General features: G+C 61.1%; 17 protein-coding genes. 11 read left to right on the top strand and 6 right to left on the bottom strand.

Features of this window, described 5'->3' with window-relative positions; translation table 11 throughout:
• Window positions 1-4 precede the first annotated feature (4 nt).
• Both SynA1825c_RS11150 and SynA1825c_RS11145 read left to right on the top strand, forming a co-directional pair.
• Entirely contained in the window at window positions 5-604 is a 600-nt protein-coding gene (locus SynA1825c_RS11150; RefSeq protein ID WP_186469355.1) for a prepilin-type N-terminal cleavage/methylation domain-containing protein, read from the top strand.
• Between the two features lie 48 nt (window positions 605-652).
• Window positions 653-2,152 carry a HAMP domain-containing sensor histidine kinase gene (locus tag SynA1825c_RS11145; RefSeq protein ID WP_255478373.1) on the top strand — a complete coding sequence of 500 codons (1,500 nt, stop codon included), beginning with the start codon at window positions 653-655 and terminating at the stop codon, window positions 2,150-2,152.
• On the opposite strand, the gene SynA1825c_RS11140 is transcribed toward SynA1825c_RS11145, so the two are convergent.
• Complete coding sequence (locus SynA1825c_RS11140) at window positions 2,106-2,471, bottom strand: hypothetical protein (protein WP_186469354.1); 366 nt, start codon at window positions 2,469-2,471, stop codon at window positions 2,106-2,108. The two genes, SynA1825c_RS11145 and SynA1825c_RS11140, sit on opposite strands and share 47 nt — an antisense overlap.
• On the bottom strand, window positions 2,468-3,895 hold the full coding sequence (locus tag SynA1825c_RS11135; protein WP_186469353.1) for a HAMP domain-containing sensor histidine kinase: 1,428 nt from the start codon (window positions 3,893-3,895) through the stop codon (window positions 2,468-2,470). Before SynA1825c_RS11135 ends, SynA1825c_RS11140 begins: the two co-directional genes overlap by 4 nt.
• Before the next feature lie 117 nt (window positions 3,896-4,012).
• Here SynA1825c_RS11135 and SynA1825c_RS11130 point away from each other — a divergent pair, with 117 nt between their 5' ends.
• Both SynA1825c_RS11130 and SynA1825c_RS11125 read left to right on the top strand, forming a co-directional pair.
• Complete coding sequence (locus SynA1825c_RS11130) at window positions 4,013-4,831, top strand: ABC transporter permease (RefSeq protein ID WP_255478497.1); 819 nt, start codon at window positions 4,013-4,015, stop codon at window positions 4,829-4,831.
• Window positions 4,832-4,851: 20 nt separating this feature from the next.
• On the top strand, window positions 4,852-5,112 hold the full coding sequence (locus tag SynA1825c_RS11125; protein ID WP_186469351.1) for a hypothetical protein: 261 nt from the start codon (window positions 4,852-4,854) through the stop codon (window positions 5,110-5,112).
• A 12-nt stretch (window positions 5,113-5,124) separates the two neighbouring features.
• On the opposite strand, the gene trmH is transcribed toward SynA1825c_RS11125, so the two are convergent.
• On the bottom strand, window positions 5,125-5,814 hold the full coding sequence (trmH, locus tag SynA1825c_RS11120; protein WP_186469350.1) for a tRNA (guanosine(18)-2'-O)-methyltransferase TrmH: 690 nt from the start codon (window positions 5,812-5,814) through the stop codon (window positions 5,125-5,127).
• Between the two features lie 141 nt (window positions 5,815-5,955).
• On the opposite strand from trmH, the gene SynA1825c_RS11115 reads away from it, so the two are divergent.
• From SynA1825c_RS11115 to SynA1825c_RS11105, 3 genes are read left to right on the top strand one after another with little or no spacing between them, the layout of a single operon-like run.
• Window positions 5,956-6,273: a glycine zipper 2TM domain-containing protein gene (locus SynA1825c_RS11115; RefSeq protein WP_370523158.1), complete on the top strand. Its 318-nt coding sequence runs from the start codon at window positions 5,956-5,958 to the stop codon at window positions 6,271-6,273.
• The gene (locus SynA1825c_RS11110; RefSeq protein ID WP_186469348.1) at window positions 6,263-6,658 is read left to right on the top strand and encodes an MGMT family protein; all 396 of its coding nucleotides are present in this window, start codon (window positions 6,263-6,265) and stop codon (window positions 6,656-6,658) included. The genes SynA1825c_RS11115 and SynA1825c_RS11110 overlap by 11 nt, the downstream gene beginning before the upstream one ends.
• Window positions 6,651-7,994, top strand: coding sequence for a 16S rRNA (cytosine(967)-C(5))-methyltransferase (locus SynA1825c_RS11105; RefSeq protein ID WP_186469347.1), 1,344 nt, complete (start codon window positions 6,651-6,653; stop codon window positions 7,992-7,994). The genes SynA1825c_RS11110 and SynA1825c_RS11105 overlap by 8 nt, the downstream gene beginning before the upstream one ends.
• Here the strand turns inward: SynA1825c_RS11105 and SynA1825c_RS11100 are convergent.
• From SynA1825c_RS11100 to SynA1825c_RS11090, 3 genes are read right to left on the bottom strand one after another with little or no spacing between them, the layout of a single operon-like run.
• On the bottom strand, window positions 7,972-9,984 hold the full coding sequence (locus SynA1825c_RS11100; protein ID WP_186469346.1) for a transglycosylase domain-containing protein: 2,013 nt from the start codon (window positions 9,982-9,984) through the stop codon (window positions 7,972-7,974). The two genes, SynA1825c_RS11105 and SynA1825c_RS11100, sit on opposite strands and share 23 nt — an antisense overlap.
• Window positions 9,981-10,934: a chlorophyll synthase ChlG gene (gene chlG / locus SynA1825c_RS11095; RefSeq protein WP_186469345.1), complete on the bottom strand. Its 954-nt coding sequence runs from the start codon at window positions 10,932-10,934 to the stop codon at window positions 9,981-9,983. Before chlG ends, SynA1825c_RS11100 begins: the two co-directional genes overlap by 4 nt.
• 11 nt (window positions 10,935-10,945) lie before the next feature.
• On the bottom strand, window positions 10,946-11,209 hold the full coding sequence (locus SynA1825c_RS11090; protein ID WP_186469344.1) for a DUF2862 domain-containing protein: 264 nt from the start codon (window positions 11,207-11,209) through the stop codon (window positions 10,946-10,948).
• A 53-nt stretch (window positions 11,210-11,262) separates the two neighbouring features.
• On the opposite strand from SynA1825c_RS11090, the gene hisF reads away from it, so the two are divergent.
• The 4 genes from hisF (at window position 11,263) to SynA1825c_RS11070 (ending at window position 13,480) form a co-directional block, all read left to right on the top strand.
• Window positions 11,263-12,042, top strand: a complete 780-nt coding sequence (gene hisF, locus SynA1825c_RS11085; RefSeq protein ID WP_186469343.1) for an imidazole glycerol phosphate synthase subunit HisF — start codon at window positions 11,263-11,265, stop codon at window positions 12,040-12,042.
• Between the two features lie 50 nt (window positions 12,043-12,092).
• Window positions 12,093-12,350 carry a hypothetical protein gene (locus tag SynA1825c_RS11080; protein ID WP_255478372.1) on the top strand — a complete coding sequence of 86 codons (258 nt, stop codon included), beginning with the start codon at window positions 12,093-12,095 and terminating at the stop codon, window positions 12,348-12,350.
• Window positions 12,347-13,048, top strand: coding sequence for a bifunctional demethylmenaquinone methyltransferase/2-methoxy-6-polyprenyl-1,4-benzoquinol methylase UbiE (gene ubiE, locus SynA1825c_RS11075; protein ID WP_186469342.1), 702 nt, complete (start codon window positions 12,347-12,349; stop codon window positions 13,046-13,048). Before SynA1825c_RS11080 ends, ubiE begins: the two co-directional genes overlap by 4 nt.
• Before the next feature lie 84 nt (window positions 13,049-13,132).
• Window positions 13,133-13,480, top strand: coding sequence for a hypothetical protein (locus SynA1825c_RS11070; RefSeq protein WP_186469341.1), 348 nt, complete (start codon window positions 13,133-13,135; stop codon window positions 13,478-13,480).
• Window positions 13,481-13,747 lie beyond the last annotated feature (267 nt).

Genomic DNA, 13,747 nt, shown 5'->3' with positions numbered 1-13,747 from the left:
GCCGATGCGATGGCGTGTGCGGCCGATCAAGACCATGGGATTCACCCTGCTGGAGCTGATGTTGGCCCTCAGCCTCGGCAGCCTGTTGTTTGCCCTGCTGCTCCGGCTCATTGGTGCAGACCTGCGCTTGGGGCAGGCCATGGCGCAAAGCTTGCGTGAAACGAGCCGGCAGCAACGCAGCCTCGAGCTGATCCGCGCGGAACTGGCCTTGGCCCACGGCTGGATGGTGGATCCGCCGCTTTCGATGCGGTGGCCCTGCCCCATGGCAGGACGACGGCCCGTGCTCGCCATTGCCACCCAAGCTCACGATCCTCAGGCCCGTGGCGATCGGGTGATCGTCTATGCCGTTGGACCGGCTCCCGACCGTATCTGGCGCGGTCAGGTGCTGATGCGCTGCGGCCCTGGTTACAGCCTCGAGGGCGTGCCTACTCTTCAGGGAGCCTTCCAGAACCGAGTTCTGCTGGATGCACTTCCCCAAGACTCCGGCGTTGGTTTCCAGGTGCACCAGCACCCGTTTCTTCCCGTTCTGGAATTGGAGATCCAACAGGAGCTGCCGGCAGCGTCTGGGGGAAGCCGCATTTTGCGTCGCCGCCTTGCGGCCTGAGCTGGAATGGATAGGGGCTGCGCATCCCCTGAATGGGGGAGGACAACCATGCGCTTGATCGCTGGACTGAGGGAGCGTTGCTCCTTTGGGTTCATGCCTTGGCGCCGATCAGCGGCGACCGCCTCGACTCGCTCAATCCAACGCCGACTGGAGCGCACCGGGGTGATGGCGCTGTTGTTGGGGTATGGCCTGCTGCTGGCGGTGAATCTGCAACTGTTCCGAGAGCAGCGCTATCAACGCCAACTGCAGACCATGCGCAGGGCAGAACGACTGCTGCGCAGCAGTGAGGATCAACAGGATTCTCAAGCGCTTAGAAGGATCCTCAGCGATTTCTCCTCGTTCGACCTGGTGCTTTGGGGGCATCCCGATGGCTTTCCTGCCAGCCTGGTGATGCCGCAGTCCAGTCACAACGATCGGTTGGCGTCGAGCCCAGGGTTGTTGCTCCAGGCTGAGTCGCGATCAGTCCAGAGCATGGCTCCTCAGCTGTTTGAGTATGACGATCGCAGCTACATGCTCAGCAGCGAGGAGATCAACTGGGGCGGTACGCCGTGGCGGTTTCATCTGCTCCGCGATGTGAGCGATGCGGTCGCGTTTCAACGGCAACTCAACGGGTTGTTGTTGCTGGCAGCGGTGTTGGCCTCGTTGGTGTCGATCCTGATCAACCGAGGCGGCATCCGGCGCGGCTTGGATCCGCTCAAGCGCTTCGGCGAATCGCTGGCATCGGTGCGTTCAAATTCTTTGCAGCAGCAGCGCTTCCAACCTGAGCAGCAACCGGACGAGCTTCAGCCCTTGGCGATGGCCTTCAACAACCTGCTGGATCGTCTGGCGGAATCGTTCGATCGACAGAAGCAATTCGCCAGCACGGTTAGCCATGAATTGCGCAATCCCATCACCTTGATTGCCGGTTACAGCCGACGTCTCTTGCGCCGAGCCGACAATCTCAGCGACGATCAGCGCCACCAGCTCGCCATTGTTGAAGAGGAAAGTCGCCGGCTGGGGCGCCTAGTGACGGACCTGCTGGCCCTGACCCGCGCGGAGATGGGCCATCTGCAGATGGATTTGCAGCCGCTGTGCATCGGCGATGCCGTGCACCAGGCCATCGCCCTCTGCGAAGGATCCGGCGAACATCGCTTCAAGCTTTGTCTTCCGGAAAACCTCGATCCCGACACGATCCACGCTCTCGCCGATCGCGACCGGGTGGTGCAGTGTCTGGTGAATCTCATGGAAAACGCCTGCAAATACAGCCCTCCCGAGTCACCAGTTGAGATCGGCTGTCGGTGCCAGCAGTCGGTGGTATTGCTGAGCGTTCGCGATCATGGACCTGGCGTGCCCAGCGATGAGCGGGATCAGGTGTTTGAGCGCTTCCGGCGTGGCCGCAACAAAGCGGACATCCCAGGCACAGGCATCGGCCTGGCGGTAGTGAAGACCCTGGTCGAGCAGATGGGCGGCAGTGTGGGTGTGGAGGATGCGGAGGGCGGTGGAGCTGTGTTCGTGCTTGCTCTTAAGGAGTGCGCTGCTCCCGCTGCTGCGGCGAGTCCGGCTCGCTGAGCAGGTAAAACCCCAGCACGGCGACGCAGGCCATGGCCAGGAAGAGATGATCGACCCAGCCGTATTGCACGCCCATGCCCTTCACCGTGATTTGGCAGTTCACCACCACCAGCACCACCGCGAAGCTTGCCAGCAACACGGCCGGTAGTTTCTGCACGCGCTGACGTTGCCGCCAAAGGCTCCAGAGCGGTGGCAACAGCACGGCAGTGCTGATGCCATGCAGCAGTCGCATGCTCAGATCACTGTGGAGGTGCGGTGTGATCGCGGCCCACAGGTTCGCTGGCACCAGCAGCGACACCACGATCAGATAGGGAATCACGGTGCCTCCTGCAGTTGGATCCGGAAGCAGCTGCCCATGCCTGGCTCGCTTGCCACTGAAATGCTGCCACCCATGGCGTTCACCAGCAGTTGCACCACGGACAATCCGATGCCGCTTCCAGTCTGGCCAGCCGTGTTCGACCCGCGGTGGAAGCGATCGAAGATCTGCGCTTGATCCGCGTGCGGAATGCCGATGCCGAGGTCTTCTACCTCAAGAATGACGGCGTGGTGGTGCTTCAGCAGGCGCAACTGGATGGGCAGTTCGGGTGGGGAATATTTGTGCGCGTTCTGAATCAGATTGAGCAGCACCTGATGCAGTCGAGCCTCATCCCCTAAGGCGCGTTCCGACGGCTCGGATGCATCGTTGTTGTGAGTCGGTAGCTCGAGTTGAATCGTGCGATCCAGGGTCTGGGCCTGGACGCGTACCACCGTGTCCAGCAAAGGCCGCAGGGCCACCGGCTCCTGTTTCACCTGCAAGCGTCCTGAATCACTGCGGGAGAGATCCAGTAGGTCGTTGAGCAGCTGCTGCATGCCGCGGGTCTCGTCCTCCGCATCCCGGAGCCGTTGGGCCAGTGGTGGCTCCAGGTTCGGCGCCTTGCGTATCACCCGCCTGATGGAGCCCGACACCAGGGTCAGTGGGGTTTGCAATTCGTGGCTTACGGCACTGACGAACTGGCGTTGCTGGCTCCATGACTGCGCCAGTCGTTGCGTCAGCGCGTTGTAGGTCAGGGTGAGCTGGGTGAGTTCCGCAGGGCCCTTGGGAACCGGCAGACCAGCATGGTTGAGTGCATCGGCGGTCAGCTCTGCACTGCGAGCGCTGAGCTCCTGAAGGGGGCGCGTGATCCGCTTCACCAAAACGCTCACTAGCAGCAAGGAGGCCCCTAAGGATCCGCCCCAGATCACGATCATCCAGGCCAGATATTCGCTCTGGGCCGTGCCCACACTGGTGATTTCGGTGCTGCTCCAGAGCCAGGGCCCGTCGGTCACGTGCCGCGTGAGCAGGGTGAGGTATTCGCGCCCATTCACGGTGATCACGTCCACCTGGCCGCTGCGGCGCTGTGGGTTCGCGGCCATGGCGGCCGGCAACAGTTCCACGGGGATGGGGGTGTCTCCCTGAGGCGGCGTGATCAACATGCCGTTGGATTGCTCCAGCCAGAGATGGGTTCGCCGGCTGGAGTGATGCTTGAGCATGGCCTGCATCGTGGCGACATCGCCCAGGTCCTCGGATGACCACGAGCGCGTTAGGGCATTCGCTGCTGCCAGCAATTCGGCCTCCCCCAGTCGCTTTTGGTTGCGTTCGCTCAACCACAACCCGGTGGTGGTGGCACCCGTGAACCCCAGCAGCACGGCGGCATAAGTCGCAAGCTGCAATTGGCCGAGCATGGAGCCCGTCAAACGTGAGCGCCACCGGCTGGACTGCTTCATCGCCCAATCCTGATCAAGAATGCCAAGCCGGGCAAGAATGCGCGCAGCAGATTGGCTGCGTTCTTGAGCTTCGCCTCGTCACCCCTTGGCCTTGTCCGTCCCAGCCTCTCGGCCCGCATGGCGCGCTGGGGTTTGGTGATCGTGGCGATCTATGTCCTCGTGGCTGTCATCACCCCCCTCATGCTGTCGGCCGGTTGGCTGCCGGATCCCAATGCCGGCCTCGACAACCCCATCTACGCCGCACCATCGCCCCAGCACTGGTGCGGCACCGATCGACTCGGACGTGATGTGTGTGTGCGCACGCTTCAGGGCAGTGGCGTCGCCCTGCAGGTGGTGCTGCTGGCGGTGGCGTTTGCCTTGATGATCGGTGTGCCCTTGGGGATGGTGAGCGGCTATCTCGGCGGCGTGGTGGACCGGGTTCTGGTGCTGTTGATGGACACCCTTTACACCTTGCCGGTGCTGTTGCTGTCGGTGGTGCTGGCTTTTTTGCTGGGCCGCGGCATCCCCAATGCGGCTGCAGCGCTGTGTGTGGTGTATATCCCGCAGTACTTCCGTGTGGTGCGCAACCAGACCGCCCAGGTGAAAGCGGAGTTGTTCGTTGAAGCAGCACGCACCCTTGGGGCTGGACCGGTTTGGATCTTGCGCCGTTATCTGCTGCGCAATGTGATCACCTCGGTTCCGGTGTTGCTCACCCTCAATGCCGCCGATGCGGTGCTGGTGCTGGGAGGCCTTGGTTTCCTTGGTCTGGGATTGCCTGAAACGGTTCCGGAATGGGGCAGTGACCTCAACCTGGCGCTGGCAGCCGTGCCCACCGGAATCTGGTGGACAGCCCTCTATCCCGGCTTGGCGATGTTCGTTTTGGTGCTGGGTCTGTCGTTCCTGGGTGAGGGTCTGGAAGCTTGGGTTAGCAGCACCGGCCGAGACGCTGCAAAATAAGGAAAGGAATCAGTTGGGCCATGCCGTTCTGGGCCACCGTTGTGTTGCTGCTTCTGATGTCGACACTTTGGATGTCGGGCCGCAGCAATCCCGATGACGTGATCGGTCTGCTGGAGCAGATGCTTGCGATTGCCCTCGGTTTGGTGGTGCTGTTCATCGGCCGCAGCTTGCCCCTGGAAATCCTGGCCTTGGTGTTTGCGCTCCGCCTTCCGGCAGCCCGACGCAATCACCCTGTGATGGAGCGCACCCAGGGCAGCAAGGATGTGTTGATGCCCTTCTGAGGGCAGTTTCGCTTAGCAGCGCAATTTGGTGGTGCGAGGCAGCTCTTCAAGAATCTCGCCCTCATCCCCCAACGCGGGGTAGGGGCGACCCTGCTCGCGGCACCAGATGGCCACCTCGGGATAACACCATTCGAACAGCAGCGTGTCGTAATCACCAGCGGGGATGCCTTCTCCGTTCTGCGGGGCCAGACCCGCCACCTGTCGTTGTCGCAGCGCTTCGAACAGCAGGGTGGCTGTGGCCACGGAGACGTTCAGCGACTGCACCATGCCACGCATCGGGATGTACACCGCCTGGTCCATCAGAGCGGTGGCCTCCTCGGTCAGACCCCATTTCTCGGCACCGAGCACGAAGGCGCAGGGGCCGGTGAAATCGCAGTCGCGATAGTCGCGGGCATCCACGCTCAGGTTGGTCCCGAATAACCGAAAGCCTCGCTGTTTGAGGTGGCTGATGGCGCTGCCGATGTCGGCATGGTCATGCAGCGGCACCCAGCGCTGGCTTCCCTGGGCGGTGCTGTTGAACGTGCGCGGGCGACCACTAAAGCTGACGGCGTGCGCTTCTAAAACGCCGACCGCATCACAGCTGCGCAAGATCGCAGAAAGGTTGTGGGGCTTCTCCACGTGTTCCACCAGCACAGTGAGGTCGGCCATCCGTTGATTGAGCACGGAGCGCAACCGCTCAAAGCGTCGGGGAAGCAGAGGCATCAGCCGATTGGATCCGTCGAGACTCTCCTTTGAGGCTATGCAATCCCCGATCGGTCACATGTGGATGCAAGCGCGTTGAGGTTCAGTCACCTGGCGGCAGATTCCCTCAGAAAGATGGAGAGGACGTTGAACGGTGCCTTGATGAAACGGATTGTCTTCGCCAGCTTTGCGACAGCACTGTCAGTGACAGCGGGCCTTCCTGCCACCGCGACGCCGCGCTGGGCCAACGTGCAACCAATGCAGGTGGATGACTACGACCAGAGCTACGGTCGAAATCGACAGACGTTGCTTGTGACTCCCAATGCAGACACCAACAGCTGTCTGGAGGGAAGCGTGATCGGCGGCTTGCTGGGAGCTGGCCTGGGTGCGGCACTCTCCCGGGGCGATGGCCGGTGGATCGGCGTCCCCGTGGGTGGTGCAGCCGGTGCCCTGATCGGTTGTCAGGTGGATGGCGGCTGACGTCCCCGCTCGGCCGTCGACTTTTGATAGCCGCGTGCTGGCAGCTGTGGCACTGATCCCTCCTGGTCGATTGGCGACCTATGGACAAGTGGCTGACTGGATTGGCGCCTACGGCTGTGCGCGGCAGGTGGGCTGGGCCTTGCGTCGGCTCAGCTTGCCTTCTTCGATTCCCTGGCAGCGTGTGGTGAATGCCCAAGGGCGCATCTCCATGAGTCTGAGCCGGGAAGGATCAGACTGGATGCAGCGTGATTTGTTGTTGGCCGAAGGAATTCCTGTGGATGAGGACGGCCGTTTGCCCCTGAAGCAGTGTCTGTGGGCCCCAGACCCCGATCAAATTGCCGAGGCGCTAGGTCTGGAGGTTGTGCCGTCTCCGACGCGTGAGTGAGTCGCCGTCTCGATCTGATGCTCCCGGCCTCGCCTCCAGGCGTTTGGCTTGGGACGTTCTGGAGGCTGTGGCCGCTGGGGCCTATGCCGATGTGGCGCTCGAGCGTGCCTTGCGGCATCGTCCGCTTGGTGTTGCGGACCGCGGTCTGGCCACCGAACTGGCCTACGGCGCCATTCGTTGGCGTCAGTGGCTGGATGCCTGGATTGACAAGCTCGGCAAAGTGCCGGCTCGTAAGCAGCCCCCACGGCTGCGTTGGTTGCTCCACATCGGCCTTTATCAGCTGCTGCGGATGGAGCGCATCCCAGCGGCTGCTGCGGTGAACACCAGCGTGGAATTGGCCAAGACCACCAAGCTGGCGCGCCTTGCGCCGGTGGTGAATGGGCTGCTTCGGGCAGCACTGCGAGCCCATGAGGCTGGTGCGGGCCTGCCGGTGCCGGAGACACCAGCGGATCGTCTAGCTCAAGACCAATCACTGCCCCGGTGGTTCAGTCGAGAGCTGCTGCAGTGGTGCGGCCCTGAGCAGGCGCAGCAGGTGGCGCGGGCCTGCAATCAAGTGCCTCCGCTCGATCTGCGGGTCAATCGTCTGCGTTCCACTCCTGAGCAGGTGTCGGCCTCGCTGGCCGCAAACGGCATCGCTACGGCGGCGATTGAAGGCTGTTCCCATGGACTGCGGGTGTTACAGCCCTCCGGCGATCTGCGTCAATGGCCTGGCTACGACATGGGGCACTGGTGTGTTCAGGATCGGGCGGCGCAGTGGGTGGCACCACTTCTGGCTGCACTGCCCGGGCAGCGGGTGCTGGACGCTTGTGCTGCTCCAGGTGGTAAGGCCACACACCTGGCTGAGTTGATGGGTGATCACGGTGAAATCTGGGCCGTGGATCGCTCTCCTGGTCGCCTGCAGCGGGTGGCCGCCAATGCGGCTCGCCTTGGTTGCAGCAGCATCCACGCCCTCGCGGCGGACGCTGCGTCGCTCCTCAAGGAGCGCCCGCAATGGGAAGGCATGTTCGAGCGCATCCTGCTGGATGCTCCCTGTTCTGGATTGGGCACGCTGTCCCGTCATCCCGATGCGCGCTGGCGTGTCACGGCCGAATCGGTGGCGGAGTTGCTGCCCTTGCAAGCAGGGTTGCTGGATGGCTTGTTGCCCTTGCTCGCTCCCGGTGGACGTTTTGTTTACGCCACCTGCACCATTCACCCGGATGAAAATACCCGGCAGATTCACGGTTGGTTGCAGCGCCATCCTGAGCTCAGCCTCGAGTCCGAGCAGCAACGCTGGCCGGATCCCTCAGGCGGTGATGGCTTTTACGCTGCAGTCATCACTGCACCGGTAGGGGCCTGAAGAATTCGTCCACCGGAGGCCCGCCAGCTGGAGCCACATAACGCGGGGGGGTTGTGCCCTCGGGCGGCTCCTCGCCGCTGCTGAACACATCGGGATCGGTGTCGGTCTCCTCGCCATCCTGCTCGCCATCGGCGACGCGTTGGCTCCCTTGACGGCGCCGGTCTTCGAAGCTGCGGGTGAGCACTGGTTTGGGTGGGAAGTTCTGAATGGCGTAGCTGCCCTTCACCTCATTCATGAATTGTTTCCAGGCCCAGGCTGCTTCTCCGCTTGTGCTTTTGGTCTCAGCATTGTTGTCGTAGCCGAACCACACGGCCGTGGTGAGCTGCGGAATGGATCCGATGAACCAGAGGTCACGCGCCCCTTCCGAGGTGCCTGTTTTGCCAGCCACGGGGCGGTCATCCAGCCGTGCTGCAACACCTGTTCCGCCTGTCACCACGCGCTGCAGCATCCAATTCATGGCATCCGCAACGTCACTGTCTATGGCTCGACGGCCTTTCTCTCCATCCACGCGTCGACTCCACAGCACATTGCCTTCTGGTCCGCGGATTTCCTCCAGTGCCATCGGTTTGATGTAGACGCCCCGATTGGCGACCGCGGCATAGGCGGTGGTCATGTCCAGAACGGTCTGCTCGTAGGCCCCGATCGCCATCGGGTAGTACTTGCCGAGGGGACGCTGATTGCCGATTCCCAGCTGATTGGCCGTGGCGATGATGGCGTCGAAGCCCACCTTGTCTTGGAGCTGAACCGCCACTGTGTTCAAGGAATTCTTGAGTGCTTCAGCCAATGAGATCTTGCCGAAGTATTTGTTGCCGAAATTCTTGGGGCAGTAGCCCGACCAGCAGCGGGGGGCATCCATGAAGGTGTCATCTGGCTTCACGCCGGCCGCGATAGCAGCGGTATAAGGAAAGAGCTTGAAGGTGGAACCTGGAGAGCGCAGCGCCTGGGTGGCACGGTTGAATTGACTGCTGCTGAAGCTCTTTCCGCCCACCATCACCCGCACCAGACCGGTGCCTGGTTCGATCGACACGATCGCGCCTTCGGTGTTGAACGGGGCGTATTGGCGCACGACCTCCTGCGCTTTCTTCTGCCAATCGAGGTTGAGACTGGTGCGGATTTTCAGTCCACCCACCTCGAGTTGTTCGGGTGTCAGCAGCTGCGGTAACTGTTGCGCCACCCAACTGGTGAAGAAGGGGGCTGCGCTGTTGAAGTATTTGGGGATTGCCGGTTTGAGATCCAGAGGGCTGTTTTTGGCTTGATCTCTCTCGTCCTTGGTGATGAAACCGGCCTTTTGCATCCGATCGAGCACGATTCCCCGCCGCTCAAGGGCTAATTCAGGGTTGACCAGGGGTGAATACACCGAGGGAGCTGGAGGCAAACCGGCGATCAGGGCGGCCTCCTGCAAGTTGAGTTGGTCGGGGGTCTTGGAGAAGTACACCCACGCGGCATCGGACAGGCCGTAGGCGCTTGAGCCGAGATACACGTAGTTGAGGTATTGCTCGAGGATCTGCTCCTTGCTCAACTGGCGTTCGAGCTTGAAGGCCAGCGCCGCCTCCTTGAGCTTGCGGGTGAGAGTGCGGTCTTGGCTGAGAAACACCGTGCGGGCCAGCTGCTGGGTGATCGTGCTAGCGCCCTCACGCACGGCACCCTGACGGACATTTCTCACCAGGGCGCGCCCGATGCCCCAGAGATCAACACCGTTATGGTCATAAAAGCGTCGATCCTCCGCTGCGATGAAGGCCTGCTTCACGAGCAGCGGCATCTGGCCGGGTTCGATTTTTTCGCGTGTCGCCGGTCCCAGCTTCTGGATCACAGCGCCATTGCTGGCGAGCAGCGTGATGGTGCCGGGTCGGCTGAAACGGCTGACGGCACGGGCATCAGGCAAGGTGGCATCCACAGCTCGCACCACAGCCGCTTGCGCCAAGGCCACACCACTGCCGATAACGACGGCAGAGCCGCCGATCAGCAACCAGTGAAGACGGGTTCGATTCACATGCCTTGTGTGAGAGGGCTGTGCCCAACCGCCAATGCGGTGACGAGCATGCCGAGCACCAGGAAAGGTTGTGCACTGGCCTGGTATTTCACGTCGTAGGCCACGGGATCACGCAGCAGCCAGATGTCCTGAAAGGTGATCTGGGGCACAATCAGCAGCACGAGAAGAACGGCAGCGAAATGCTGACCGATGGCGATCAGCACCGCAACCATCAACAGCTGAAAAAGGTCGATCATTCCAGCGCTGATCCAGCTTGCGCGCTGAATTCCGAATGCAACAGGAAGCGACTGCAGGCCCAGTTCACGGTCACCCTCAACGCTTTTGAAGTCATTGACAACCGCGATGCCGAGACCCGCCAAGCTGTAAGCAAGCGTGAGGATCGCTGTCGTCCAGGTGAGTTGACCGAACAACGCTTGTCCGGCCCACCAGGGAAGTGCGATGTAGCTCGCTCCGAGGGCGTAGTTACCCAGCCATCCGTTCTGCTTGAGCTTGAGCGGCGGAGCTGAGTAGATGTAGCTCACAAACGAACCGCCGAGAGCCAGCAAGAACAGCACCGGCGTGGTGTGCTGTGCCCAAACATCAAGGCCCCAGGCCACAGCTAGGCCAGCCAGTAGCAGAGCCCAGATCTGCAATTTGACCTGACCGAGGGGAATCGCTCCGGACGGAATTGGTCGGTAGGGCTCGTTGATCGCGTCGATCTCGCGGTCGTAATAGTCGTTGATGGTTTGCGTGTAGCCGGCCAACAGGGGACCACTCATCACCATGCAGGCCACCGCAGCCAAGACGTGGTCGAGGCGCCATTCGTAATGCCCACTCGCCGCTGCTCCACACACCACGCCCCAGATCAGAGGAATCCAGGTGACCGGTTTCATCAGCTGCAAGCGCAGCTTCCAAAGATTGGTGGTGCCGCTGGCACCCTTCATGCCGAGCAGCTGACGCGCGTCACTCACAGATTCGAACCTCAGGCTGCGACGATTTCGTCTTCGAAAAACCAGGAGCTGGAGCCGTCGCTGAGCTCGACGACGACGCCGATCCCTTTGCCGTCAACTGTGCGGAATTCGGTCACGGTGCCGAAGGCATCAGTCTTCAGCAGGTCAACCATGCCCTGGGGAATCCGGTCACGCACGCGGGTGACACGGACCTTGCTGCCCACCTCGATGGAGTCGAGCTGTGGGGTCGGCAGAGGCTCCGATCCGGTGAACCGCTTGATCAGACTTCCCAGCATGGCCTGCGAGGCTTGGAGAGAGGCTGCACCCTAACAGCCATATCTCGAACGCTATGGTCGCTCTCCGCCTAATCCCCTGCCTGGATGTCGCCGAAGGACGGGTGGTGAAGGGCGTCAATTTTGTCGGCCTTCGCGATGCAGGCGACCCGGTCGAACTCGCCTGCCGCTACAGCCAGGCTGGTGCGGATGAGTTGGTGTTTCTCGATATCGCCGCCAGCCATGAAGGTCGGGCCACCCTGGTGGACCTGGTGCGACGCACATCGGAGCAGGTCACGATTCCCTTCACGGTCGGAGGCGGCATCGGATCGGTTGAGGGCATCACGGAGCTGCTCCGTGCCGGTGCCGACAAAGTCAGTCTGAATTCGTCAGCGGTGCGACGTCCTGAGCTGGTGCAGGAAGGCGCGGATCGTTTCGGCTGCCAATGCATCGTGGTGGCGATCGATGCACGTCGCCGCGATGCGGGCGGATGGGATGTCTACGTCAAAGGTGGGCGTGAGAACACCGGTCTGGATGTGGTCGAGTGGGCGCGCCGTGCGGCTGATCTCGGGGCGGGGGAGATTCTGCTCACGTCGATGGATGGGGATGGCACCCAAGCCGGATACGACTTGGCGCTCACCCGTGCGGTGGCGCAGGCGGTGCCTGTGCCTGTGATCGCATCTGGCGGTGCAGGGTGTCTGGATCACATTGCGCAAGCTCTTGACCCTGGTCCTGCGGGTGGTCAGGCTTCTGCAGCGCTTTTGGCTTCCCTTCTTCACGATGGCGTGCTCACCGTGGAACAAATCAAATCGGATCTGCTTCGTCGCGGGTTGACCGTGCGACCACTGGAACCTTGAACTTTCTCCTTAATCTGTAGCGAATAACGCAGTCTGACCTCGTTTACACGGTGCTTGTCGCGTCAACCACTTTCGAGGATGTTGGGCTGCCTGCGGCGCAGCCTTTGATTCCCTCCAGCTGGACACTTCCTCTCGGTGTGCTGTTGGTGCTGGTAGTGATCGCTTTGGTGGCATGGGCTCTTCAGCTCATGCAGTCCGCGGTGGATCAACGCGAGTTCTCGCTGATGTTGGCGGGCTGTTTGGTGTGTTCAGCGGCTGTGGGGCTGGCCACGGTGATGGTGATGGCACTCAACGGTTTGACGTTGTGAAACCTGGTGATGCGGAGGCTGTCGAACAGCTCTTCAATGACGCTGCGCCCACATACGACCGTCTCAATGACTGGTTGAGTTTTGGATTGCATCGGCAGTGGAAGCGCCAGATGGTGTTGCAGTTGTCTCCGCAGCCTGGAGAGCGCTGGTTGGATCTTTGTTGTGGCACGGGGGATCTGGCTTTGGCGCTGGGCCGGCGTCTGCGGCCGGGTGGTGAGGTGATCGGTGTGGATGCAGCAGCAGCACCTCTTGCGGTTGCCGCCGGTCGTTCTGCCCGGGAACCCTGGTTGCCTGTTGTGTGGAGGCAGGGTGATGCCCTGGCGCTTGACCTGCCAGATGCCAGTGCTGACGGCGCGGTGATGGCCTATGGCTTGCGTAACCTGTCTGATCCTTCTGCGGGTCTGAAGGAGTTGCGCCGGGTCTTGCGTGCCGATGGCAGAGCCGGTCTGTTGGATTTCAACCGATTGCCGCCAGGGTCTACGGCTGCAGCATTTCAGCGCACTTATCTGCGGCGCGTGGTGGTGCCAGTCGCGGCTCGCGCGGGTCTGGAAGAGCATTACGCCTACCTGGAGGCCAGCCTTGCGCGCTTCCCCAACGGATCGGAACAGGAAGCTCTCGCCCTGCAGGCCGGCTTCCAGCAGGCACGCCATCGTCCTGTTGCTGGTGGCCTGATGGGGCTGCTGATCGTCAAGGCGTGAGAGCTTACTGACTCACGTGGTCTTGCTTGCGACAAGTGAGACCGATGAACTAGAAAGAAATGATTAAGAAACAGGGGGAGTCACTTGGCCTTTCCGCTGCCGTCTCTGCTGCCTTCCATTGAGGATCTGCTCGACGAAGTCCAGTGGCTCGACGGGATGATTCTGGTGACTGACTCGCAGAAAGCCACCTTTGTTTCGTTCTCTCAGGTGGATCCGGTCTTGCGTCGCCTGCGATCGCGCCCCAGAGGGGCCGAGGTGGCTGAAAAGCTGTGCATGTCCTTGTTGGAGACCCATGGCAAGGGGGCCTGCAAGCCTGTGCTGGTGTTTCAGGGGGATGGCAGCTTTTGGCTGGGAACGATGGGGCCGGGCCGCAGTCACCCGCACCGTCACCACGCTATTGCCCACTTGCACCGTTGCCTCTCCTTGAGCTGATAAATATTTTTTGAAAAAGTAAAAAGTAGAGCTTAAATATATTTAAAACAAAGTAAACAATTTGCAATTACATCGCTGGTTGATCTAGCTGTAAACACTTAGTCAGTTTTTGAAATTTGAATTAAAGAAAAAACATAGTTACTTATGGTTTGTTACTCAAAAAGATTAGTTGTAAAATTAGGCGCGAGCAAGTAAATAAAGTAGGTTAGGCTGGCATTGCAGATTGGAAATAACAACTTCCTGCTAATATTTAATTTTAACACCTTT

It is taken from the genome of Synechococcus sp. A18-25c (genome assembly GCF_014280035.1).
GTDB lineage: Bacteria > Cyanobacteriota > Cyanobacteriia > PCC-6307 > Cyanobiaceae > Synechococcus_C.
Note: the sequence above shows the minus strand (reverse complement) of the source record. Positions and strands in the feature narration are given on the sequence as shown.

What these genes read in the sequence shown, in the direction of transcription:
- SynA1825c_RS11135 (WP_186469353.1), bottom strand. Translation starts at nt 3,895, where the DNA reads ATGAAGCAGTCCAGCCGGTGGCGCTCACGTTTGACGGGCTCCATGCTC.
- SynA1825c_RS11110 (WP_186469348.1), top strand. Translation starts at nt 6,263, where the DNA reads ATGGCGGCTGACGTCCCCGCTCGGCCGTCGACTTTTGATAGCCGCGTG.
- SynA1825c_RS11115 (WP_370523158.1), top strand. Translation starts at nt 5,956, where the DNA reads ATGAAACGGATTGTCTTCGCCAGCTTTGCGACAGCACTGTCAGTGACA.
- SynA1825c_RS11145 (WP_255478373.1), top strand. Translation starts at nt 653, where the DNA reads ATGCGCTTGATCGCTGGACTGAGGGAGCGTTGCTCCTTTGGGTTCATG.
- trmH (WP_186469350.1), bottom strand. Translation starts at nt 5,814, where the DNA reads ATGCCTCTGCTTCCCCGACGCTTTGAGCGGTTGCGCTCCGTGCTCAAT.
- SynA1825c_RS11150 (WP_186469355.1), top strand. Translation starts at nt 5, where the DNA reads ATGCGATGGCGTGTGCGGCCGATCAAGACCATGGGATTCACCCTGCTG.
- SynA1825c_RS11090 (WP_186469344.1), bottom strand. Translation starts at nt 11,209, where the DNA reads ATGCTGGGAAGTCTGATCAAGCGGTTCACCGGATCGGAGCCTCTGCCG.
- hisF (WP_186469343.1), top strand. Translation starts at nt 11,263, where the DNA reads ATGGTCGCTCTCCGCCTAATCCCCTGCCTGGATGTCGCCGAAGGACGG.
- SynA1825c_RS11125 (WP_186469351.1), top strand. Translation starts at nt 4,852, where the DNA reads ATGCCGTTCTGGGCCACCGTTGTGTTGCTGCTTCTGATGTCGACACTT.
- SynA1825c_RS11130 (WP_255478497.1), top strand. Translation starts at nt 4,013, where the DNA reads ATGGCGCGCTGGGGTTTGGTGATCGTGGCGATCTATGTCCTCGTGGCT.